Annotated in this window: 21 protein-coding genes and 5 pseudogenes; 22 read left to right on the top strand and 4 right to left on the bottom strand. The window is 35.0% G+C overall.

The window, feature by feature from the left end; translation table 11 throughout:
• Positions 1-654 precede the first annotated feature (654 nt).
• From MKY37_RS21635 to MKY37_RS21540, 22 genes and pseudogenes are all read left to right on the top strand, one after another.
• A pseudogene (locus tag MKY37_RS21635) lies at positions 655-860 on the top strand (DUF1657 domain-containing protein).
• 34 nt (positions 861-894) lie between these two features.
• Positions 895-1,368 (top strand): YhcN/YlaJ family sporulation lipoprotein, encoded by a 474-nt coding sequence (locus MKY37_RS21630; protein WP_340780274.1) that lies wholly within the window; start codon positions 895-897, stop codon positions 1,366-1,368.
• A gap of 20 nt (positions 1,369-1,388) precedes the next feature.
• Positions 1,389-1,868 (top strand): stage V sporulation protein AC, encoded by a 480-nt coding sequence (gene spoVAC, locus MKY37_RS21625; RefSeq protein ID WP_340780272.1) that lies wholly within the window; start codon positions 1,389-1,391, stop codon positions 1,866-1,868.
• Positions 1,868-2,872, top strand: a pseudogene (gene spoVAD, locus MKY37_RS21620) (stage V sporulation protein AD); the annotation flags it as partial. The gene spoVAC and the pseudogene spoVAD, both read left to right, overlap by 1 nt.
• A 10-nt stretch (positions 2,873-2,882) precedes the next feature.
• A pseudogene (gene spoVAE, locus MKY37_RS21615) lies at positions 2,883-3,225 on the top strand (stage V sporulation protein AE).
• Positions 3,226-3,240: 15 nt separating this feature from the next.
• A complete protein-coding gene (locus tag MKY37_RS21610) occupies positions 3,241-3,447 on the top strand; it encodes a DUF1657 domain-containing protein (RefSeq protein ID WP_340780271.1) in 207 nt (68 codons plus the stop codon).
• 24 nt (positions 3,448-3,471) lie between these two features.
• Positions 3,472-4,286 (top strand): annotated as a pseudogene (locus MKY37_RS21605) (DUF421 domain-containing protein).
• A gap of 978 nt (positions 4,287-5,264) precedes the next feature.
• Entirely contained in the window at positions 5,265-6,542 is a 1,278-nt protein-coding gene (locus MKY37_RS21600) for an IS110 family transposase (protein ID WP_340780270.1), read from the top strand.
• Between the two features lie 1,008 nt (positions 6,543-7,550).
• Positions 7,551-9,044, top strand: coding sequence for a phospholipase D-like domain-containing protein (locus MKY37_RS21595; RefSeq protein WP_340780269.1), 1,494 nt, complete (start codon positions 7,551-7,553; stop codon positions 9,042-9,044).
• Between the two features lie 159 nt (positions 9,045-9,203).
• Positions 9,204-9,782 carry a CBO0543 family protein gene (locus MKY37_RS21590; RefSeq protein ID WP_340780268.1) on the top strand — a complete coding sequence of 193 codons (579 nt, stop codon included), beginning with the start codon at positions 9,204-9,206 and terminating at the stop codon, positions 9,780-9,782.
• A 23-nt stretch (positions 9,783-9,805) separates the two neighbouring features.
• A complete protein-coding gene (locus MKY37_RS21585; protein WP_087974583.1) occupies positions 9,806-10,489 on the top strand; it encodes a DUF421 domain-containing protein in 684 nt (227 codons plus the stop codon).
• Positions 10,490-10,781: 292 nt separating this feature from the next.
• Positions 10,782-10,964, top strand: coding sequence for a tetratricopeptide repeat protein (locus MKY37_RS21580; RefSeq protein ID WP_340780267.1), 183 nt, complete (start codon positions 10,782-10,784; stop codon positions 10,962-10,964).
• Position 10,965: 1 nt separating this feature from the next.
• A complete protein-coding gene (locus MKY37_RS22450) occupies positions 10,966-11,181 on the top strand; it encodes a tetratricopeptide repeat protein (RefSeq protein WP_445323081.1) in 216 nt (71 codons plus the stop codon).
• Positions 11,182-11,196: 15 nt separating this feature from the next.
• Positions 11,197-11,274: pseudogene (locus MKY37_RS22445) on the top strand (hypothetical protein); the annotation flags it as partial.
• Between the two features lie 24 nt (positions 11,275-11,298).
• On the top strand, positions 11,299-11,937 hold the full coding sequence (locus MKY37_RS21575) for a hypothetical protein (protein WP_340780265.1): 639 nt from the start codon (positions 11,299-11,301) through the stop codon (positions 11,935-11,937).
• Between the two features lie 346 nt (positions 11,938-12,283).
• The gene (locus MKY37_RS21570) at positions 12,284-13,153 is read left to right on the top strand and encodes a hypothetical protein (RefSeq protein WP_340780263.1); all 870 of its coding nucleotides are present in this window, start codon (positions 12,284-12,286) and stop codon (positions 13,151-13,153) included.
• An 82-nt stretch (positions 13,154-13,235) separates the two neighbouring features.
• A complete protein-coding gene (locus MKY37_RS21565; RefSeq protein ID WP_340780261.1) occupies positions 13,236-13,808 on the top strand; it encodes a hypothetical protein in 573 nt (190 codons plus the stop codon).
• Positions 13,809-14,031: 223 nt separating this feature from the next.
• Positions 14,032-14,196: a hypothetical protein gene (locus tag MKY37_RS21560; protein ID WP_340780259.1), complete on the top strand. Its 165-nt coding sequence runs from the start codon at positions 14,032-14,034 to the stop codon at positions 14,194-14,196.
• 59 nt (positions 14,197-14,255) lie between these two features.
• Positions 14,256-14,945, top strand: a complete 690-nt coding sequence (locus MKY37_RS21555) for a hypothetical protein (protein ID WP_340780258.1) — start codon at positions 14,256-14,258, stop codon at positions 14,943-14,945.
• 108 nt (positions 14,946-15,053) lie between these two features.
• Entirely contained in the window at positions 15,054-15,935 is an 882-nt protein-coding gene (locus MKY37_RS21550) for a hypothetical protein (protein ID WP_340780256.1), read from the top strand.
• A 542-nt stretch (positions 15,936-16,477) separates the two neighbouring features.
• Complete coding sequence (locus MKY37_RS21545; RefSeq protein WP_340780255.1) at positions 16,478-17,560, top strand: Abi family protein; 1,083 nt, start codon at positions 16,478-16,480, stop codon at positions 17,558-17,560.
• 524 nt (positions 17,561-18,084) lie between these two features.
• The gene (locus MKY37_RS21540; protein WP_340780254.1) at positions 18,085-19,053 is read left to right on the top strand and encodes a site-specific integrase; all 969 of its coding nucleotides are present in this window, start codon (positions 18,085-18,087) and stop codon (positions 19,051-19,053) included.
• 234 nt (positions 19,054-19,287) lie between these two features.
• Here the strand turns inward: MKY37_RS21540 and MKY37_RS21535 are convergent, their stop codons facing one another.
• The 4 genes from MKY37_RS21535 to MKY37_RS21520 all read right to left on the bottom strand — a co-directional run bounded on the left by MKY37_RS21535 (position 19,288) and on the right by MKY37_RS21520 (position 23,311).
• A complete protein-coding gene (locus MKY37_RS21535) occupies positions 19,288-19,833 on the bottom strand; it encodes an ECF transporter S component (protein ID WP_340780253.1) in 546 nt (181 codons plus the stop codon).
• Between the two features lie 15 nt (positions 19,834-19,848).
• Complete coding sequence (locus MKY37_RS21530) at positions 19,849-20,439, bottom strand: uridine kinase family protein (RefSeq protein WP_340780251.1); 591 nt, start codon at positions 20,437-20,439, stop codon at positions 19,849-19,851.
• A 338-nt stretch (positions 20,440-20,777) separates the two neighbouring features.
• The gene (locus MKY37_RS21525) at positions 20,778-22,007 is read right to left on the bottom strand and encodes a lactate racemase domain-containing protein (RefSeq protein ID WP_340780250.1); all 1,230 of its coding nucleotides are present in this window, start codon (positions 22,005-22,007) and stop codon (positions 20,778-20,780) included.
• A 23-nt stretch (positions 22,008-22,030) separates the two neighbouring features.
• Positions 22,031-23,311 (bottom strand): TRAP transporter large permease, encoded by a 1,281-nt coding sequence (locus MKY37_RS21520; protein WP_340780249.1) that lies wholly within the window; start codon positions 23,309-23,311, stop codon positions 22,031-22,033.
• Between the last annotated feature and the right edge of the window lies 1 nt (position 23,312).

The following is a 23,312-nucleotide window of genomic DNA, read 5'->3' as shown; positions in this document are numbered from 1 at the left end:
AATCAGATAATGGATCATATGAATAAACAGCAAGATAAATAGAATCAAGTTGTATCAGTATTTGAAGGTACTTTAAGGTCATGGAATTCATGATTAGGGTGAGTGTGAATTCTCCTTCAAAATGAGCTTTATCTGATGAACTTTTCATTTAATGACTGTAGGGTGAGTGATATTTCGTGTACATCCTTATATAAGCGAAAATGTACATATTAGTGTTGACATTTATATACGTATCGTACACATTCCCAACCTGTTTTAAGCCGGAAACAGTGGCAAATTCCTAGACGTTCGCCCTCCCCCTATATCCAACAAAGACAGGAGTTGACTAAAAGTGAAAAACACAGTCAAGGGGCGAACTTGAAATGCAGTAAAGCATCGGCGATTACTATGGTTGAATCACTCTATGAATCATGTAATTTGTTAGAACTATTAGAGGTCAATCTTTTATGTTCAATACGTTTTGTAAAAATAAAGGTCATCATTTAACAGTATATTTCCTTTTTAAATATTTTAGTTAGAGGAGTTATTATCGAAAAGTAATAGAAAAATAGGGGAATATATCCAGGGATTCATTTTGCCAATTGAAAATAGGAAATTGGAAACTAATACATCCCATTAGAAGTTGAAAATCAAAAAAGATAAGGAGGTGTTCTTATGACGGTAATTAATGACGTTAAGACTTCTCTAGCAGGCTTGAAAAGTGCTCAGGCAATTTTGAAACCTTTGCTCTAAGTACAGACAATCAACAAGCGAAGTCGCTTTACCAAGATGCTGCTAAACAAACTCAATCTGTTATAGACAGTATTGAACTGCGTGTTCAACAAATTGAACAAGAAGAACCTCAATACAAACAGGAATAATTATTAAGGAGAGACAAAACACAGAGGTGAATTCATGATATCCACAATAAAAAAATTGAAAGTTGGTCTTTTAATATTAATGGTTATCGGATTATGCTCAGGTTGTAATGGAAATCAGGATCAATTTGCTGATGCCAATGAGGATTTGAAAGTTTCAGAGGTGAATATAAGTAAGCCAATCAGTCAATCCGTTGCCAATCAAGCAAAAGAAAACACCATTACTGAAGAAGAAACTTCGGATGTGAAGGCTGTGAATACTGATAAAGAGCTATTAGTAGCCATAAAAGTGAAACAATTTGATCGTTTTCAATTAAAAAAAATTGAAAAGAACGTAAAAACTGATTTGGAAAAAATGTATCCAGATTACAAAATCTTGGTTTCGACCGATCAAAAAATGTATTTTGAACTTGACAAACTGGAACAAAAACTCCAAAAGAATAACTTGAGTATGAAGAAGTTAGAAAAAGATATTAAAAAAATCAAAAGTCTCATGAAAGAACAATCGTAGAGAAAGAGAGGCTTGGTCCCATGTCGAATAATAAAAAGAAACAATTAACACCAGTGCAACAGGAATACCAAGATCTTCAAAAGCAACGAGAGATAAAAAGACCAGTAGTTCGAAATTGTATAAAGGCGTTTTTAATTGGTGGACTTATTTGTCTTATTGGACAGCTAATTCAAACATTCTATATTTATTATTTTGATTTTACAGATCAAACGGCAGCAAATCCAACGGTGGGAACTTTAATTTTTATCGCTATGCTTCTTACAGGATTTGGGGTTTATGATAGAATTGCACAATTCGGAGGAGCGGGGTCGGCTGTTCCGGTGACTGGATTCGGAAACGCCATTATATCTGCAGCTATTGAACATCGAACAGAAGGATTTGTGTTAGGTGTGGGTGGTAATATGTTTAAACTTGCCGGTTCCGTGATTGTATTTGGCGTATTTTCAGCATTTGTCATTGCCTTGATTAAAACAATTTTAATACAGTGGGGTGGATTGTAATGTTAGCAGGTCATCGTACATGGGTCTTCGAACAAAAACCTGTGATTATTTCTACCGGAACAGTTGGAGGGCCATTTGAAGCAGATGGAGCTATCGCAGATGATTTTGATCTCCTTCATTCCGATTTATGGCTCGCACAAGATTCATATGAAAAAGCACATAAAATTCTTTTTGAAGAAGCATGCCAAAAAGCAATGGAAAAAGGGGGAATCCAAAAAGAACAGGTTCAGTTTCTACTCGCAGGTGACCTGATTAACCAAATTACCCCGACAAGTTTTGCAAGTCGAACCATTGGAGCACCTTATTTTGGTTTGTTTGGTGCATGTTCCACATCTATGGAAGGATTGGCTCTCGGTACCTTTATTATCAACTCAAATGGAGCTAAATATTTATTGACAGGGGCCTCCAGTCATAACACTGCGGTTGAAAAACAGTTTCGCTATCCAACTGAATACGGTGGACAGAAACCGCCTACTGCACAATGGACGGTGACAGGTGCTGGTGCGGCTTTGTTAAGTAATTCTGGGGAAGGACCACGTGTCACTTCTGCCACGATAGGCCGTGTCATTGATATGGGGTTGACTGATCCTTTTAATATGGGAGGGGCTATGGCACCTGCTGCGGATGATACTATCGAAGCGCATCTAAGGGAACGAAACATTGATCCTTCTTATTACGATTTAATTGTAACCGGTGATCTAGGCAGTATAGGACAGGAAGTTTCCTTTAATTTATTTAAAAAGCATGGAACTCCCATCAGTGAAAAACAATACCAAGATTGTGGCCTTATGATTTACCGGGAAGGACAACCAGTTTTAGCAGGAGCTAGTGGGGCTGGGTGTTCAGCAACAGTGGTCTATGGCCATTTATTGAATCGCATGAAAAAAGGTGAATTTAAAAGAATGTTAGTGGTAGCTACAGGTGCTCTACTATCACCGCTAACCTTCCAGCAAAACGAAACAATTCCTTGTATTGCTCATGCGGTATCGATTGAATACGGGGGGAAGAATAGATATGATCTTTTTTTGGGCTTTTGTCGTTGGTGGCTTGATTTGTGTAATCGGTCAAATTATGTTTGATGTGTTCAAACTTACTCCGGCACATACATTAAGTACCCTTGTAGTGGTTGGTGCTATTTTAGATGGGTTAGGTTTATATGAACCACTGATTGATTTTGCTGGGGCAGGAGCTACTGTGCCTAATACAAGCTTTGGGAATTCACTTGTACACGGGGCTATGCAAGAGGCCGAAAAACACGGTTTAGTTGGCGTACTTACAGGGATGTTCGAAGTGACAAGTTCTGGAATTTCATCCGCCATTAATGGTAGGTGCTTTGATATTTAAACCAAAGGGGTAAGGAGGAAGATGCAAGATGACGGTAGCATCGAATGTAAAACAGTGTCTTGCCGGTCTTAAAGGCATAGAAGTCAGTTTATCTAATTTAGCAGAACGTACACAAGATAACGAATCAAAACAAATTTTACATGAAACGATGATGGTAGTGAGTGAAATAGTGACGGACGTGAAAAAAAGGGTTGGAGAATTGGAAAGAGAAGAATTCCAATATAAAGGATTTTAAGAAGAGAGGAGGTATTTTTTCATTATGCCTGAATGGATAGATGTATCGGTTCGATCAATATTGTTTGTAATTGTTCTTTTTTTCATTACAAAGGCGCTAGGTAAAAAACAAATATCCCAACTTTCTTTCTTTGAATATGTAACCGGGATTACTATAGGAAGTATAGCTGCAGAAGTTATTACAGGATTGGAACAAAATATGTATATAGGGTTATTAGCGATGGTGATCACTGCATTAATACCTTTTATAGTTGGTCTTATTTCTTTAAAAAGCAAAAAAATTCGCGATTTTATAGAAGGCAAGGCATCTGTATTCATCAAAGATGGAAAAGTTATGGAAGATAATTTGAAAAAGGAAAGATATACGACGGACGAATTATTGGAATTGCTTAGAAGGAAGGATGTCTTTCAGCTATCTGATGTAGAATTTGCGGTATTAGAACCAACTGGGGATTTATCTGTTATGTTGAAGAAAGAAAACCAACCTTTAACAGCAAAGGATTTAAACATAAAGGTAGCATCAATCAAGGAGCCTCAGACTGTCATTATGGATGGCAAGATTTTGGATGAGCCACTTGCAACCATTGGGTACAGTAGAAGATGGTTAAAGACGGAACTGGAAAAACTGGGAGTCACAATTGAAAACGTATTTATCGGACAAGTGAACTCCTATGGGGAATTAACGGTTGATGTTTTTGATGATAAACTACAAGTTCCATCTCCTCAAGAAAGCCATTAATCCTTGCGACAATGAAAAAATGCCAAGCAGACTTAGAATTATTTGCGCTAGCAACATAAAATAAGGATGCTAAGGAGCTATATGTAAAAAATAGTGAATAACTACAAAAAGCTATTGATAAAGTTACCCACATCTTAAAAAGTTAATTGTTTAAAATAATAGGGCGGATAATGCCGCTAAGAAAACTCGTAAATATCAATTTCCATGTGCATAACACATCGTTCTAATGTATATAAATATAAAGATTAGGTACAGTAGTTGGAACTGGCGGCCAACACCCCCATTTAGAATGGGTATGGAGATGCAGGACTCGCCCCTGCCGTTGATAACTTAATCAAAGGAAAAAGTCTTGGATTTTATTCCGAGACTTTTTTTTATGTGCGCCCGGCATGGGTGTGAACTATAGGGTGCAAGTCCCGAACCACGAAGGCAAAAGTAGTGGTTAGCCAAGTGCAAGGGTGTCCGTGGTGACGCGGAATCTGAAGGAAGCAGGCGGCAAAACTCCGGTCCGAGGAACACGAACCTCATAGTAGGCTATGTTTTTCTGGATGAGCGTGCATAACAACGTAAAGTCCTTTCTGTCGAAGGGTAGACAAAGTAAATGAGGCGGATAGATGGAGTGAAAGTACACACTCTTACCCGGGGAGGTCTGATGGATACGTGAAGTACCCTTCATAACCTACTTAGTGATAAGTAGTTGAACCATCAGAAGTCAGCAGAGGTCATAATACCGGTTGGTCTAGAACGACTGGGAAGGACCGAACAATTAGGAAAGAATAGCCCTTGGCATTCAGTGAATGATGATGAACACAGAAAAACACTTGTCCTCACTTGAACGAAAGTAATGGTGAATCCCATGAGGGTCCTCGCTAATATTTAAGCAGCACTTTTAAAAAAAATTTTTGTGGGATTTTTAAAAAAGTAATTCTCCAAAAGGAGTAAAGCCTTTTTTCTTATTGAACTAAAGGGGCAGCATTCCTGTTTGAAAGATGTTCGGGGTCTTGCAGAAAAAAGAGCCCTCTAGTATGATGCTGAGTGTCAACGACCATTGACCCATCATCTACAAGGAGGACTCCTAAATGCATTCTAAAGTGAATAACAAAATTAATCAAGTGACTGAAAATACACTCGTCGTTGGCATGGACATTGCGAAGCGTGTGCATTACGCCTGTTTCGTCGATGAAAGAGGACGCGTGATAGAAAAGGCCTTTGCGGTACATCAATCAAAAGAAGGATTCGAAATTTTGTATGAAAAGATTCGACAAACGATGCTGGAAACACAGAAAACGGAAGTCATCGTCGGCATCGAACCTACAGGTCACTACTGGATGAACTTAGCTTATTTTTTAGATCAATACGGCATTCCACTCGTTATGGTAAATCCAATGCACGTCAAACGTTCGAAAGAACTGGATGATAATTTACAGACGAAGAATGATAAAAAAGATGCGTTAGTCATCGCTCGTTTAATGAAAGACGGTCGCTTTAGCTACCCTCGTTTATTAAAGGAGATAGAAGCTGAACTGCGCATCGGATCTACCTTACGTTCCAAGTTAACAGAGGATTTAGCTAGTATTAAAAATCGAATCAGACGTTGGCTCGATCGCTATTTCCCTGAATTTACTCAAGTCTTTTCTACTTTCGGAAAGATGGCACTTGTAGCACTAGAAAAAACACCAATGCCTCAGGAACTTCAAGGGAAAACAGCGGAAGAACTTGTCTTTCTCTACCGTCAGGTAGGGGGTATGAAAGCTCCACAGTTACCGAAAGCCAAACTACTGATTGAAGCTGCGACTAACTCAATCGGATTGACTGAAGGAGCACAGATGGCCAAACATGAAATTGCCACACTCCTACGTCAATATCGTTTATTAGAAACGGAAATTGAAGAAGTAAATAATCAATTAGCTGAAATGGCTAAAACAACGAATGAATATGACCTGCTCGCATCTGTTCCAGGTCTAGGAGATGCGACGATTGTAGACTTACTTTCAGAAGTAGGAAGCTTTTCACTTTATGAGAATCCACGCCAACTCATCAAACTAGCGGGATTAACATTACGTGAAAACTCTTCTGGACAACATAAGGGACAAAAACATATCTCCAAACGAGGAAGAAAGAAACTTAGATATATTCTTTTCAAAGTAATTGTTCCACTTATTCGTCACAACCAAGCGTTTAAACACTTACATGAATACTACACAACACGGAAACAAAATCCCTTACGGGGCAAGCAATCGATGGTAGTACTCTGTGGTAAATTACTAAAGGTATTACATGGAATTTGTAAAAAGAAAGTTTATTTTAACGAGCAAGCTATGATGAAAGATCTTTACTGTCTCGGAGAGGCAGCGTAAGCATTTCCAATCAACGACCTATTAAAGGATGACACGGAGAAGCCGGCACTATAACTAACACTAAGACTATGAGTCCCCGGGGCAGCTTAGCTGACCTCTGCCTTATGAATAGACCGAACGAAGGAATGTAAGCGCACTGACGCTAAGAGACATGGGAGGGTACGTCGTCATAAGTTTCGCAGAGATCCATTGTGCATCACATAGTGGAGAAAAAGGCTAATGATTTCCATTAGTTTTAGCGAAGCGTACGCTCGATTTGGTAATAAAATCTATAAATTCAAGACTCTGTTTATTAAACGAAAGAAAAATATTTTTCTTAAATCACGAAGTGATGTAAACCGTTGATATCTCAATGTTTATAGAGGGAGTTTAGTTGTGCGAAATGTTCCTACGGAAGGGTTCTCTCTTAGTCGAGTAGCACTGGATTTAGTAAGAATGACTGTGTTATAAGCTCGGTGAAAAGGCGTGAGAAATTACCGTACCAGTTCGGCTGACGAAAGCCTACTCGATGGAGTGGTGTAGTTCATGATGCTTGAGTTGAATGAATATGGTGAGAATGCGAATAAACCTAAAAGAAAAGGTTAAGCTGACGAACTTCTGAATGTACGGGTCTAGAACTGCGATACATAGAAATGTGTATATCACCAAATCGTGAGGTTAGATGTGGATGAGTAAGACTAACTAATATGAAAATCCATGATACGTTACAGGCGTATGAATGCTAACAGGCTTACAGGAAGCATCTAAGTTCATTCTATAATAGATATAATTCAACGTTGTAAGCTGATAACGCGGAGGGCTTACTCCCTAAGAAACGTTGGCAGGGAAAGCAATAACGATAATAGTTACTGTATAACTTGCCTTTATATCAGTGAAAGTGGTGGCACAGTACCAATGAAATGAGGTGTCTCATGAGAAAAGGTCAATCTAAACAATTCCTCGTATTCCAAACGTATACTTGCTACATAGTTTGTACATGCTAAGGGAAAAACTAAGGAGGAATTTTAGTTGGAGTGGATTTTTTTTCTATACCTGTTAAATACGTTCTTTATCTTATTCATAGCAATTTGGGAAGTTCGTCGGCCAGCCAAAGCTTTGAATTGGATAGTAATCGTCCTTGTTTTGCCTTTCATTGGTTTCTTACTATATCTTAGCATATCAAATCCCAAGCTTATTCATCGTAAAAGATTGACCTCTTCTCATAATGAGTCTGATAAGTTACCTGATACATATAGTGATTCAGCATCGATAATCGCCGATGCTTTAAGGTATTTTACTGTAGGCGGGCTTCGAGTCGGCAAAGTCCAAGTATTAAACAATGGAATAGCAAAATATGAACAACTCATCGAATCCCTACAAAAAGCCCAAAAAACCATTGAACTGGAATATTACATCTATCGGAATGACCAAATAGGTAATCGCATCACAGAACTGCTGATCGAAAAAGCAGTAAACGGAGTGCGGGTTCGTTTTATTAGAGATGGTTGGGGGAGTAAAAAATTTCCGCGTCAAAAAATCCTTCAGATGGTGGAAGCAGGGATAGAATGCCGGACAATATTTCCTTTACACTTTCCCTGGATTTTATCCAATTGGAATTATCGGGATCATTGTAAGATTGTCACGGTCGACGGAAAGAAAGCTTTTACTGGTGGCATGAACGTAGGATATGAATATACAGGATTGAATCCTGACGTTGGCTTCTGGCGGGATACTCATTTACAAATAACAGGAGAAGCATCAGTCGATTTGCAGACTGTCTTTGACGTTCATTGGAATATTGCTGTGCCGGAACGGATAAAATCGAAAACAAATCTGAAAACAAAATCTGAGGTAACGAAAATCAATCCAATCGGAAGAGTAGATCTTTCCAGATGGTCAGCCGAATTGGGGTCAGAGTTGAGCACCATAGAAGGTAAAGAGATGGACATATACCCAAAGACAGGGACATTGCAAAAAGCGTACATCCATACGTTGGAAGGAAACCCTGGAATTCCTACCCCAGTTATTCGTCAAGCTTACTTTATATGTATAACACAGGCGACCAAGACTATTGATATAACAACACCCTACTTTGTACCAGAAACAGATATTATCATGGCATTAAAGACAGCTGTGGCTCGTGGTGTGCACGTAAGATTGCTGGTTCCTCGCCACATTGATCAAAAAAGCGTGGGCTTTGCAAGTCGTACCTATTACGGGGAACTTATAGAAGCTGGGGTCCAAATCTACCAGTACAATAAAGGAATGTTACATGCGAAACTGATGATCATTGATGAGGAAATTGCAGAAGTAGGCGCAGCAAACTATGATATGAGAAGTTTTCGCCTGAATTATGAGGTGTGTCAAGTCGTGTACAGTGCTGATGTGGCAAGGGAACTCACAGAGCAGTTCGAGAGGGATCTTACTGATTCTGTACCATTAAGAATTGAAGACTTGTTGCAACGATCCCTGACCGAACGCATTGTTGAACAAGGTGCTCGCTTGCTTTCTCCATTATTATAAGTTGATGTATCCTGTTTTTATTGTTCTATCTTAAATCTAGATTTAAAAAATTTTCTTAATTACGATGGAAATTCATTACTAAAAAACGGTAATACTAAAAAGGCAGCTCAAAGAGTTTGAATTCAAAAATATCTGTTACCTTTTAATTTAAATATAGGGGTGATATCAATAAATAATATATTTGAAAATCTTAAGGAAATACGTTTATTTGAAGATAAGCTCTATCATTTAGAATTAAATGGTTGGCTAAAAAATGAGTTTTTAACTTGGGAATGGTGGATTCTAGTAGTTTTTTTTATTGTGCCTTGGGTTATATGGGCTAAACTTGTTAAACGAGACATTATTTTAGAAATTTTGTTATTTGGTACCATAATTATCTTGACAACAACCTTATTAGATGTAGTTGGTGCACAATATAGTTTTTGGGATTACCCCATTGCATTCCTACCTATTATTCCTCGGGCCTTTCCTTTTGATTTTTCAATGGTACCTGTAGCTTATATGTTGTTATATCAATATTTTAGAACATGGAAATCTTTTATTTTAGCCCAGATCATTATGGCACTAACATATGCCTTTATAGGTGAACCCTTTTGCGAGTGGGTCAAACTTGTTAATTATTTAGAGTGGAGATACAGATATTCATTCATATATTACATCATTGTTGGAATTGTAACTCGAGCTTTAATACTAAAACTAGCCTCTTTATCTAAACCTCAAGATCTTACAACTAAGTAAAATTTAAATTGGAGGAAAAAACTTTGGAAGAAGTTAATATTGGTTTACTGACGATCAAAGTCATCGTTGGTTTTGCCACTTTATTTTTTATCATTATCATAACAGGCAGAACATCCATCTATCAGTTAACCCCGTTTCACTTAGTTTTTGTGTTAGTACTTGGAGATTTTTTAGGAAATACCATTTATGAAGATAAGGTAGGGATTTTTCATTTTTTATATGCCATCGGATTGTGGACGTTTCTTATGTTGGGAATAGAGTTTATGACTCTAAAAAATAAATCGACACGTTCTCTCTTATTAGGCAATCCTAACATAATCATTCGAGATGGTGTTATGGACAGAAAGTTACTTACAAAGAACAAATTGGATGTAAATCAAGTATTGAGTATACTCCGTCAAAATAATGTCTTTTCAGTTCGCGAAGTCAAATACGGTATATTGGAAGCTAATGGGCAATTAAGTTTATTATTAAAATCCAAGTATCAAAAACCAGACAAGCAAGATCTCAATCTTCCAGAAAGTCCAGTAGACCTCCCAACATCGTTAATTATAGATGGGGAAATTTTATGGGATAATTTACATGAACTCGGATTTGATCAACAGTGGTTAGATAACCAATTAACTACCAATGGATATGATAATGTAAAGCGTATACTCTACGCAGATTGGCGAGAGAGTGAAGGCATACATGTAAGTCCTAAATAAAATTTGTTAGGATAAGAGCATATCAATTTTCTTGGTGAATATAAACTTTAGTCTTCAACAATCGGGCGCTTTAATGAAGTAACTAAAGCCTAATTTTTCACTTATAACACCGAGAAATTAGACTTTTTATATTTTGATTTCCTTAACGTTGTAAATCCGCATTTTCCTGACGCTACCCCTTGATAAGTATAAAGAAAAATATAAGGAAGCTGAAGAATTAACCTCTGAAAAAAAATATAAACAAGCATATGAAATATTCAATAGTTTGAATCAGATATTTGAAAGCGAAAATTTGACTCTACAATGCTCTATCTTATTAAATTATATAGGTGATTATAATCAGTCTATTAAACATATTGAAAGAATATTAAGTGGGAATCCAAATAACGCTGAAGCGTTAATTATTAAAGTGAATAATTTAGCTGAATTAAAGCAGTTTGATAAGGCGATAGCTATTTTTTTATCAGGTACTTGAAATAAATCAAGATATCCCTGAATGTTATTATAACTTAGCATATATTTATTCCCAACAGGGCGATAATCAGCTAGCATTGGATTTTTATAAAAAATGTTTAATAGTAGACGAAGATTATATTAGTGCGCATATAAATATCAGCCAGCTATATTTTGTACAGGGAAGAATGGATGCTGCGAAAAATCATAGTAATAAGGCACTTAAAATTAATCCTTAATGTTATCAAGCTTATGCTAGAATAGGAGAAATTTATAGATATTACGGTGATTTCAATAATGCAATCACTTATTTCATTCGTTGTTTAAAGATTGATCCGAGTAATTTTGAGACTCTTTTGGGAATTGCGATCAGCTATATATGTGTAGATAGTAGATTAAACGCTAAAACTTATTTTGAAATTTTTTTAAGCCATTATTTAAGTGTCTTTACTGAAAAAGGAGAGAAATCCCAAGGGAATATTTTAATAACAGATATTGGAGAGTCATATTATAATCTTATATCGTTAAATATTATTAATCCAAATCATGCTATATTAAATATTAACGATGTAACAATGGATATTAATTTAAATGTTATATCGAATAATTTTTCAGTGGGTCTATATGGATCTGAAAAAAATGAAACGAGTTGTTTTCCATATCTTTCATTCTCATATGAAAACAAAGACTACTTCGAAAATATTGTTAATGAACTTAAGAGATATAAAAAATCAGGTTTTTTTGATTATTATATAATTGATAGTGCAAATGAAATATATTTAGACATAATTGAATCTAGGGAAGCGATAAATATAACTTTAACTATTCCTACAAAAGATGAAGAAAAAATTCAGTTATTTGGATCGTTATTTAACATTGGAGATGGCTACAATAAGTTCAAAGAATATATTTATCAATTCCACCCTCTTGTATTACAACTTAACACAAAAAATGACCAAATATCTTTTATGATTAGTAATCTAAAACTAGAGTAAATGGTTAATTATAATAATAATATTTATACCTGCCTACTCCTTCCTCACAAACAACAAACATGCCTCGTTTGAAGAGATAATTATTAAAGCGTTTACGGGCTGGTTGTTATACCAAACGAGGCGAAGTAAAAAGCTGGATACAATACAAATATGTAGGAAGGCGGACTAAGAGCCGTAAATTACTACTTTTTCAAATGGAAATACAATATAATCGATTTATACACCTTTATATATAGGGAATTCTAGACTTATTTATCATCTATCAAAATTTTTACTGGGTATTATATCCCGATCGATTTATAATGTTATCATACTGGCAATAAAACTAAAGGTGGAATGAAAATAAGTGCAACTAATATCCCCTAGTAATTTAAAAAGTATTGAAGATGTTCATGAGTGGCTAAATCGTTGTGCTACTATTTATCGAAGTACAGAACATAATGAAAGAATAAAGATAGATCTAAGTAGTTTAAAATGGGTTTCTCCGGTTGGGTGTGCAGCTTTAGCTGCAACTTTTTACAAATTATATTCTCGATACGATATTAGAATATCTATACCTGATAATGAGTCTGCGGATAAAGTAATTGGTTATCTCGAAAGAATGGATTTTTTCGAGATATGTCCAATCGAAGTTAAAACAGCTTTCGAGACTCATTGCGATATGGATAAATATTATAATAGGCACCGGAACGTTCAAACAAAAGCTCTATTTGAGCTTCAGAGAGTAAAAAATTACAGAGAAGTAGGCCCTTTGCAAAAATCGATACGTGATATCATGAAAGGAAGGCTGGCACCTAATAGAGTATCGGATATTGCAAGTATTATAGGAGAGTTGGCAAATAACTCAATTGAACATGGTGGAACTCCTTGCTTTCCTTGTGTTCAATATTATCCTCAAAAAAAGAAGGTTGAAATCGCTATATGTGATTTTGGAAAAGGGATAGTTAAAACTCTTAAAGATCTCGTACCACATAATTCCTCACATGATGTTGTGTCTAAAGCAATACTTACAAAAGCTAGCGGCGTTGAAGATGAGGATAGAGGAAGAGGTCTTATGGAAGTTAAGCAAAGAACCTTTGACTGGTCTCTGATATCTCAATTCTACGTTAGGACTCATAACAGCGCGTATCAAGTATTTCCTGATAAGGTAGAGACATTAGAATCAGGAGAATATTATTTTGGTACCTATTATTATATTATTATTAATATGCATTAATAAAAGCTTGACCGCATTTAATTAATGCCTTAATATAAAGATAGATTTCAATTTCTAAATTGAAATCAAAAAAATAAAGTGAATGGTGGATGCTATGCGTCTTATCAGTTTATTGACACAAGAAGATAATTTTATTGATCTTGTAGGTAGAAGACCTACTGTACCACTAAAAGAAAAAATAATTGAATTAATGAAAGAAGCTCCTCAAGGAACAATATTCTATTATGATTTAAATGAAGTAAGAGAAGTAAATGGTTCTGGTATCCATGAGGTTATTATTAAACCGTTAGAATGGCTATATGAAAATTTTAAGTCACACGAAAAGTTTTTGATACTCAAGAATCTAAGCGTGGAATACGATCATTTATATAATATCCAAATCACTTGTAACAAAGAGAAAGTTTCAATTATTGCTCAAAATGAGGAATCATATGAGGTAATCGGTAACAAGGCTGGTGAAGCACTTTTAGAGTTGCTGGATTTTATATACTTACATAAACAAGTATCAGCTAGTGATTTAGCAAAAAATTTAAATAAAAAACACACTCTTATTTCTACACACCTTACTAAATTATATGAATATCGATTGATAAGTCGGCAAGAAGAGCAACTTCAAGAAGGTGGACGGCAATATATTTATAACAGTTTGTTTTAAGGGGGGGAAACCTCCTTTTTAAATCACCGAATTCAATTTATAAATTGAAAACGGAATGATTTTTTAAATTATTCGATTTCAATTCTAAAATTGAAATCCGTTAAGGAGAAGAATTATGAACAGAATTAGTTGTAGTAGAGAACCTCCGTTATCTATTTTTTGGGGGTAAATATATGCAGGAAACATTATAGAAAATTCTAGTTTAGATTTGGAGGTGAAGTGAATGGCAAAAAATACAGGTAGGGGATACAGAAAAGGGACTATAGATAATCGTAGTCAATTTAAAAATTCTAATGGGAATTGGGTGAAGCGTAACACTGAAACAGGCAGAATTATGGATCAAAAAACATCTGGGGGTTCCTTTAAAGGAGTTCGAAGAGAGGATTAAATGACTTATTAGTTATTTTTTCACTACAAAATATGAATATGGAAGAAGGAAGATGAAAAATGGCGGAATTTACAAGAGCGATTCAACAACAAGATACGGTTGTAACGGTAAGTGATACTTCACGAATTCAAGGAGGGAATGTAGGAGACACACTTAATATTGATACTGTAATTAAATTGACTAGTCCAGAAGCTGAAACAGTAACTCTAGTGCTACCCACTGTTACAGGAGATCCACAAAGAGCCTATTTAAGAACGATAGGTGAAGTAGATAATAGACAAGAGTTTGAATCTCCTATAGATTTAGAACAATTCGATGCCATGACAGAAGAACAACGTCAGAAACTTGAGGAACAAATTACAGCTTTAAAACAACAGTGGGATCAGATTAAAGAAGAAGCAAATCAAGTTACGTTAAGTACAATTGATTTAGTTGCAGGAAGTCAAGAACTGAAGTTTTTTATGCAAAAAGAAATTATGCCGACAGCTACTCACGAAGGAGAGATTTTCGAATTCTCTTTTATTGCTCCACAAAGTAATTTTAGTGTTACACAAGGCCAGTTTAACATGTCAGTAATTATTATTCTTCCGAGAGGGGCTACTCTGTATGGTGAACCACAAGCTATTAGCCCTGAAGGTATTCCTGCACCAGTATTAGAATATAACAATAAAATTGCAGGGGTCGGACGTCATATCATTCAATATTCGATGCAGTATGATCCGATTTTTACAATTAGATATAAATATTAGGTACATTGCATTGTTATTTGTCCTAAGCAGACAATAAAAAGCTGCTTAGGACAAATTACTGAAAAGTTTATACGGAAATATAATTATCTATAGGTAGGGTGAAAAAGAATGATTATTGAAGATGTACTCCACTTTTTTAAGTATGGTCTGAGTAGTTGGAATTTGGTCTTTAAATACATAAAAAAATCTATAATAGCATTTTTTATTATAAATTTTGTATTTATAGCTAGTTTAATTTGTTACGTTATAGTCAATCATAATGATTTTAATTTGAAAATTTTTGCGTTTCTATTAACATTAATATTTTGCTTTTTCTTCTTTAATATATTTTTTCTGGTTATTCAACCGACGAAGAAAATAATTAAGTCAGTTTATGGATTTTCAATAAATAAACTATTTATTCCAGCCTTCTCTACTCGAGAGTGGGAACTGTTTTATTTTTCTTTACTAAAAGCATTTTTGTTACGTAATGGGATTAATAATAAAGAAAAAATTGACGAATTGAAAGCGATTTTAATAGAAAAAGCTGAAAATCAAGCAAAAAATTATACTCCATTGATTAATACGGGCATAATACTAGCTTTTTTCATTCCAGTGTGGTCCGCTGCAAACACCAGGCTATTTAAATCTATTAATGATCTTAATACTGGTATGGCTATTGTAATAGTAGTTCTTTTTCTTATTGTGTTATTTAATATTATTGGATTTAATGTTAAATATTTCGTTAAGGAATTTTCTTTTTTTTCACAAGAGCAATATAGAATTTACTCACTTAAAAACTACTTGAATATTTTATCTTTCGAGATTTTGTTAGCCGAAAGTGAATTTTACCAAACCAAGATTAATACAGATGTAATAGAGAAGGTTATGAAAGAATACCAAAAAAAATACTTCGAGAATGATAACCAATTAGTGGTACTTAAAAATAATAGTTTAACTATTTTAAAAAGATGGTTTAGATTTTTACATACCAAGTTCAATTTTTTTTAAACACATTACTGTAAGTTCAACTTCGTTCTCCAATTACTGAGATTTTTAGATGTCTAAAAAATGATTTTATAGAAATGTTAGAAAAGGACTATCTTACTGAAGACATTAAAAAGTAAGTAGTTGTTTGAGAGACATTTTGAAAAAAAGATTTGGAGTAAAATATATGTAAACTCACATTTTTCTGTACAATAAAATGAAGTCAAAAAAACAGTAAAAATAAGGAGACCAGCTCAAATTGGTTTAAATAAATTTAAAGAATGTCTTAACTGGGCGAGAGTTTTAATAAATATTTAGCAATCAGTTGAGATCAGTAAGGCACTTGTAGGTAATAGGTTGTCAAACGTACATTTCGTCCTTACCGTACTGCTAGGATGAATAATTAAAGTTGACTGCCATGTTTATTTTTTAATTTTTTAATAACAAATTAGTTGACATCCTAATGGTTACTGCATATAATAAAGATATCAGTAGTCAACCAGCGCCTCTTTTTAATGCGAAACAGGGTTGGCCTTTTTTATGTCTAAAAACAAGAAGGGCATCGTATGTCTAAATTTTATGAAGTGAAGTTAGAAAAAATTAAAAATAATTTTTATACTGAAGAAGTCATAGATATTACAGACTATGAATATCTTCATTTTACGTTCAACAAAATAGCAGTTGCAAAAAATCCAATGAAAAAACCGTATACTATGAAGGAAATGGTTGATAAATTGGAATCAAATCAAATGTTTTTTAATGATCAAGAAAAAGTAAACTGTGCAGCTTTCTTGAAATGTGTTAATTATTACACATTTAAGTATTATGCTCAAACTGAATTCGGTAAAAAAGAGGTTAAACCATATAAGGCAGTTAAAGAAATATACATATTCAATCAATATATAAGAAGTTGGCTACACGATTTATTATCACATATTGAAGTATTTCTTCGGACTGCAATTGTCGACATTCTTGCGCAAACATATGATTCAAAACATTACCAATCAGCTCAATTTTACATAGATGATGAGATATACTTTGAAGAAACAGGTAAAAGATCTAGAAATAAAAAAAGGATTATTGGTGTTCATAAGTTGTTGGAATCTTTCAATAATACTATTCAAGAAAGTAAAACACGAAATATAGCAATTAAGCATCACCAAGAAGCTTATGGAGCTACTCCAGCTTGGCTACTATTTGATTTACTTACTTTTGGACAAGTATCTACCTTTTTTAATTATTTAATCCCTAAGTATAAAAGAAGAGTAGCACAAGGTTTAGTTGTTGATAAGGTAAATAATATGATTCCTGGTGATATGTTAGCTAGTTGGATTAATGCATTAAGATATTTGAGAAATGTAGTTTCTCACACTGGAAAAATATATGGAAGTAATTTTGATATATTACCTCAGAAGCACATAAAAGATGAAAGTTTCATGAAGGATTTAGAGAAATTTAATTATGATAAAAGAATAATAACCTACTTATTAATCATGAAGCGTATTTTTATGCTAATGCCTACAGAAATGCAACTTTATTGGAACGATAAGATTAGTGAGTTATTTAAAGAGATTGAACACAATCAACATATTAAGCCAGCTCGATTAGGGTTTAATGATCAAACATTTGATTATCTTCATATAAAGTAAATTATTTGACATAGAAAAGACTCCTTTTAAAGAAAAGGGGTCTTTTCTATGACTTTAAGTCCTTAGTTGTTTTTCATACTCTTTGACTAGTTTATAAAAAGTAGTTTTCTTGGTACCAATTTCCTTCATTAAGTACAAATATGATGAATACTTGAGATGGGAATGATATTGTGGGCTATATTATAGAAAGTTTCCGTTGAACACGATTACCCTTCTGCTGCATCTAGTCTTTTATATATCCTAGAATCCATTTTAGGAGGAGGATTGTAAAAATGAAATAAAATTGTGGTATATGTTAATATGAATCTCATTTAAAATTAAATGTCCATTTTATTCTCACTTATTTTTCTTAAGTATATTCTAAGTATCGATAAACGTCCTTATCGATACTTAGAACGGGTATATTAAGTGAAATAGTTTATGGTAAAATAGAACAAAAGCAGAACAGATAAAAATACGCTATTTAAATAGAAGAAACTCCAATTTCCTTTTTAGGGAATAAAATATTAAAGGAGGATAAATTAATGGAAAATAAATCGATTATCATTCAATCATCAACGGAATTACCAGCTGATGTCCAACAACTACATCAACAAGCAGAAGTCCATCTATCGAACTCCAAAGCAAAAAATACGAAAAAGGCATATACGTCTGATTGGCAACTCTTTACGGATTGGTGTGCGACACATAACTTAGTCGAACTACCAGCAACCCCGGAAACCATCGCTTATTACCTTACTTTTCTTAGTTCAGCATATAAAGCCTCCACCATTAAACGGAAAATGACGGCCATCTCGCAACGTCATTTGTCTGCGAACTTGGAGAGCCCTACAAAAAATGCTCTCGTACAGGGGGTGTGGCAAGGGATTCAACGTTCCATCGGGATTAAAGAAGTGGGAAAAGAGGCATTATGGTTAGCAGACTTGCGACAGGTGGTTGGAATTTTACCAAACACATTAATTGGGATCCGGAATCGTGCCCTATTAGTGAGTGGATGGGCAGGTGCTCTACGTCGAAGTGAACTGGTGGGGGTAGATGTGGAGCACATGAGGTTCACTAGTGATGGATTAGTGCTCACGATTGAGCACAGTAAGACGGACCAACAAGGGGCGGGACAAGTCATTGCGCTTCCTTACGGTAGCAATCGTTTGACATGTCCGGTACGTTCTATGCAAGCGTGGTTGGAGGAATCGGGAATCACTAGTGGACCAGTCTTTCGGCGGATGGACCGACATGGAAATCTATACGAGCGTATGACGGCACAATCGGTTCGATTGATTGTAAAAAAGAATTGCCAGGAGGCAGGACTTCCAGCGGCATCTTATGGGGCACATAGTTTGCGTAGTGGTTTTTGTTCGACTGCAGCAAAAGCTGGAAAAAGTGAACATCAGATTATGCGTCAGACTAGACATAAGCAATCGAGTTCCCTCCAACGGTATATCAAGCATGGAACTATTTTTGAGGATAATGCGGCTAGTGGGATAGGACTATAAAAAATCACCCTATATAGTTCATTAATGACAAAAAGAGAAGGTTCCAAAAGTTGATTATCTTTTATCTCTCAACTTTTGGAACAACCTCTTTTATACTAGAAAATGCTACAAAGGGTGAAAAAAATTCCTTCTATAGAACGTAGCAGTTAAGTTGAATTAGAACATTTGACATAATCTATACCATAAGAGCAATGGAAGATAGTCTAACTTAAATATTGAAATTTAATATAGGGTTCATTCAATTTTACTTACGGTTGGAAGTGTTAGGCTCACTTTTTCCAGTGCATATAGAATGGATGGAATAATAATAAATTGCAAAATAATTCCGGGTATTGCTGTGATAAAGGCAGCTGTGATAAACAAATTAAAACTATATGGCATATCGGCCATACCAAAGAAAATTGTATTGGCAATTCCTAATACGATGCGACCTCCAAACATTGCAATCAGCAGTGTTGGAATAATTCTCCTTTTTGTTATTTCATACCCTAGACCAGCAAGGAAGCCATAAGTTGCTAATTCGAACATCATAGATAACCCAATCGGAAATAGTGGAGGCATACCTGTTAAGATTGAAGAAAGAAATGGTAACAAAAATCCAGTAAATGCGCCATATTTATAGCCACACAAGACACCGCAAATAATAACAGGAATATGCATGGGTAATAAAACGGATCCACTATTAGCTATAGGTAACATATGAAATGCTTGTGGTAGTACCAATCCGATTGCAATACATAATGACATGTAAACTAGTTTTTTTGTGGAATTATGTTTCATATGTAATCTCTCTTCCTAAAATAAATTTGTTGTATCCAAAATAAAGTCACAATGATTGTGGATGGCGAGCTTTTTTATATATAATTCTTCCATAGGTATCCACTTTTTTTGAAAATTTTCAAAATCTTTTTTACCATTTCTTCGGATAATTCTCTGTTCTTGCGTTTCTGGTGAAATTGTTAGAAAAATGGAATGATGATAAAATATTTGAAGATCCGGATGCATACTATATGATCCTTCGATAATATATAAAGATTTTTTTGGAATTACTATAGTTGCATCATACTTGCTCATTTGGCAATTATAAGGTTTAAAAGTAAATGTTTTCCCCATTGTAATAGGTTTAAGTATATCTTGGGTTATTTTTGAAATATGTATATTCCCCGCAATTTGCTTTTGCCAATTACTTAAACGTTCCTTCATTGGAAGAAAGAAATCATCCATATGAATAACAAAACCATCTAATTCGTTTACAATTACATCAGCGCAAGTTGTTTTTCCACTTGCGCTTCTTCCATCAATTGCGACTATTAATGGTTCGTTTTTAGAAATAGATGAACGCAGTTGTTCTATTATATTTAAATATGGTTTAATGGACATTTCCATATTTCAAAATCTCCTCTTATTAGGAAGTTTGTTTTTTCGGTATACTTCTTTGTTTCCAATGTGCATTATTTCTTTTTAAGGACTGGGGTATTCATTTCTTCGCCCAATTTAACAAGCTCTTTCAAACTCTTTTTTAAGGAACAGCTAAGACAACACAACACCCCCCAGACATTATCTGTGGGATTTACTGTTGTGTCCGAATCGAGACTAATGTGATATCGACATCATGGGAAAAGGTTAATATTACTCAATTTATTTCTGATTGATTTTTCATAGCTTATTGTTTTTTATTTTTGACTGATTCATATTTTTTCACGCTTCCCTTTTCAAATTCTTTCTTATATTATTTTTAATCTAGTCGAATGTTTTACATTTTCCACCAAAGCTTCAGAAACATAGATTTCGGATAGATCTAAAGTGTTTTTAATCCTTACTATTTTAGGATTTTCTATGTCAATACGATTACAACACTTGATAGCCGCAATTAATGCTTCTCTTTCGGTATCCATTACTATGGGGAGTCTTGCACCCTCAGGGTTAGAAGATGCAACACAGTTAGTGTAAGTCGACACTAAATCAATTTTATCCATAACACTTTTGGTAATAAATTCTGCTGCACCAATTCCTGCAGCGTTTCCGTGTGTATGTTCTGTCAAATCTAAGACCACAATTCGCTGAATTGTAGGACCGGTAAACCCTTCAATTATCCCTTTAGTTGTTCTCCCGGTTATATTGGGATCCATGCCGGCTCCACTGATATCTTTTCCAATTTCTTCTACAATCAAAACATCAATTTCATCAAAGAGTAGCTTAGGCATCGAAGCCTTTGCAAATTCTAATAAGAGAGGTTCCTCTTTTAGAATATTGGAAGCTATCATACATTTTATTTTTGCGGTTCGATCAAATGCATTTTCTACAATAGCTATACCAAAACCAATAGGTGCACGATTAATGATCACTTGTGCGATTTCAGGAATTACCTTATGAAAAGTATCAAAACCTTCTTGATGTATTCTTGAGCATCCTTCATGTTTGCCAAGCCCGATGGCTAGCATCTTACAAATCCCGCTTTCAATGGGACCTTTAAAATCCGTATGGGGTTTAATGCGTCCGATTGGAACTATTAAATCTGCTTGAAGAGCATTTTTATCTAAAAAAACTGGAATTCCACTTTCTGTCTCACCAATTTGTTCAACTTCCATGGAAGAAATTATAGATACGCCCATTGCTTCTTCAGTTATACCGTAGTCTTCAAGAACCTGCTTTTGGCCTTCGGAAGTAGCTCCTCCATGACTTCCCATCGCCGGAATGATGAACGGGTCTGCCCCCAATTCTTTTAATGATATTATAGTTTGTTTTACTATGGCATCGAGATTATAAATTCCACGGCTACCTACTGCCAAAGCAATTCTCTGACCAGTTTTTACGATTTTTTTTATTTCTGCTCTATTTATTTCAGTATCAACAGCTTGTTTGATATTAGTAATCTCTTCCGCTTCGAATTCCTGTTGGACTTTATACATTTTCGGAAGGATCATTTTGAGTGCAGTGTCTGTCAAAATGGGCATAGATGGGTCACCTGTCCTTTAAGTTATTCTGTAAACCATTTCATAGGTGTGGTGATTAATTCTGGAACAAAAGCATATAAAAGCATCATTAATATTTCGGCAATCAAGAAGGGCATAATTCCTTTTAACATTTGTCCAAAGCTGATATTTCCAATGCTACTTCCTAAATAGAGCAACGTACCTACTGGAGGTGTAATCAGACCGATTGCCAAGTTGAACACCATAATGATGCCAAAGAAATAAGGATCAATTCCTGCCTGTATAATAACTGGAAAAAGTATTGGTGCAAAAATAAGAATAGCCGGAGTCATATCCATAACCATTCCAACTAGGAAAAGGAATATGATAATCACCATTAGCAAAAGCATTGGTGAATCCATAAAACCACCGAGTAACGATGCAACTTGGACAGGTAGTTGAGCAATTGTTATTAGCCAGGCAACGGCAGAAGCTGCTGCCACTACAAGCATTACTACAGCTGTACTTTGCGCTGCTTTAACAAATATTTCACCCATATCTTTCATTTTTAGCTCTTTATAGATAAAAATAGATACTAGAAATGCATAAACTGTGGCAAAAACCCCTGCTTCAGTTGGAGTAAAGATACCAAATCGGATTCCACCTATAATCAATATAGGCATAAACAAGGCAGGTAGAGATTTTTTGGTGATTTGCCAAGCTTCTTTAGCGGTGAATATCTCTTTATCTTCATATCCATCTTTTTTAGCTACCAAAAACCAAGTAACCATTAATGCAAGACCAATTAATAGACCTGGAACAATCCCAGCCATAAAAAGACGGCTTATAGAAATTCCTACCATTGATCCTAATAAAATCAGCGGAATACTAGGGGGAATAATTACAGCAATTAATGAACTTGCAGTAACTAATCCTGTAGAACGACCAATGTCATAACCGCGACTTTTCATTATGGGGATAAGAATAGCACCTAGGGCTGCAGCATCCGCTACCGCACTACCAGATAATCCTGCAAATAAAATACTTGCTAAAACAGCGGTATATCCAATTCCTCCATTTATACGCCCTACTAGAATACTTGCAAATTGGACAAGTAAGCGTGAAAGTCCACCTTTTGCCATTATTTCACCGGCAAGCATAAAAAATGGAACAGCCATCAGTGTGAAACTATTGGCACCTTGTACCATTGATTGGCTGATAATAACCGGATTCCATTGGTCCATAAAAAACATTAATGCAGTAGCGGATAGCACTAGCACTAATGCTATTGGAATTCCAAAAGTCAACAGTACAAAGAGTGAAACTATAAATACTAATAACTCCATA

Source organism: Psychrobacillus sp. FSL K6-2836, from assembly GCF_038003085.1.
In the GTDB taxonomy this organism is placed as follows: domain Bacteria; phylum Bacillota; class Bacilli; order Bacillales_A; family Planococcaceae; genus Psychrobacillus.
The sequence above is the reverse complement of the archived record's forward strand: the minus strand, read 5'-3'. Positions and strand labels throughout refer to the sequence as shown.

Excerpts from the sequence above, each read along its gene's own strand:
- spoVAC (WP_340780272.1), top strand. The coding sequence starts at position 1,389 with ATGTCGAATAATAAAAAGAAACAATTAACACCAGTGCAACAGGAATAC.
- MKY37_RS21535 (WP_340780253.1), bottom strand. The coding sequence starts at position 19,833 with ATGAAACATAATTCCACAAAAAAACTAGTTTACATGTCATTATGTATT.
- MKY37_RS21560 (WP_340780259.1), top strand. The coding sequence starts at position 14,032 with ATGGCAAAAAATACAGGTAGGGGATACAGAAAAGGGACTATAGATAAT.
- MKY37_RS21530 (WP_340780251.1), bottom strand. The coding sequence starts at position 20,439 with ATGGAAATGTCCATTAAACCATATTTAAATATAATAGAACAACTGCGT.
- MKY37_RS21550 (WP_340780256.1), top strand. The coding sequence starts at position 15,054 with ATGATTATTGAAGATGTACTCCACTTTTTTAAGTATGGTCTGAGTAGT.
- MKY37_RS21565 (WP_340780261.1), top strand. The coding sequence starts at position 13,236 with ATGGTGGATGCTATGCGTCTTATCAGTTTATTGACACAAGAAGATAAT.
- MKY37_RS21545 (WP_340780255.1), top strand. The coding sequence starts at position 16,478 with ATGTCTAAATTTTATGAAGTGAAGTTAGAAAAAATTAAAAATAATTTT.
- MKY37_RS21525 (WP_340780250.1), bottom strand. The coding sequence starts at position 22,007 with ATGCCCATTTTGACAGACACTGCACTCAAAATGATCCTTCCGAAAATG.
- MKY37_RS21520 (WP_340780249.1), bottom strand. The coding sequence starts at position 23,311 with ATGGAGTTATTAGTATTTATAGTTTCACTCTTTGTACTGTTGACTTTT.
- MKY37_RS21555 (WP_340780258.1), top strand. The coding sequence starts at position 14,256 with ATGGCGGAATTTACAAGAGCGATTCAACAACAAGATACGGTTGTAACG.
- MKY37_RS21540 (WP_340780254.1), top strand. The coding sequence starts at position 18,085 with ATGGAAAATAAATCGATTATCATTCAATCATCAACGGAATTACCAGCT.
- MKY37_RS21600 (WP_340780270.1), top strand. The coding sequence starts at position 5,265 with ATGCATTCTAAAGTGAATAACAAAATTAATCAAGTGACTGAAAATACA.
- MKY37_RS21630 (WP_340780274.1), top strand. The coding sequence starts at position 895 with ATGATATCCACAATAAAAAAATTGAAAGTTGGTCTTTTAATATTAATG.
- MKY37_RS21610 (WP_340780271.1), top strand. The coding sequence starts at position 3,241 with ATGACGGTAGCATCGAATGTAAAACAGTGTCTTGCCGGTCTTAAAGGC.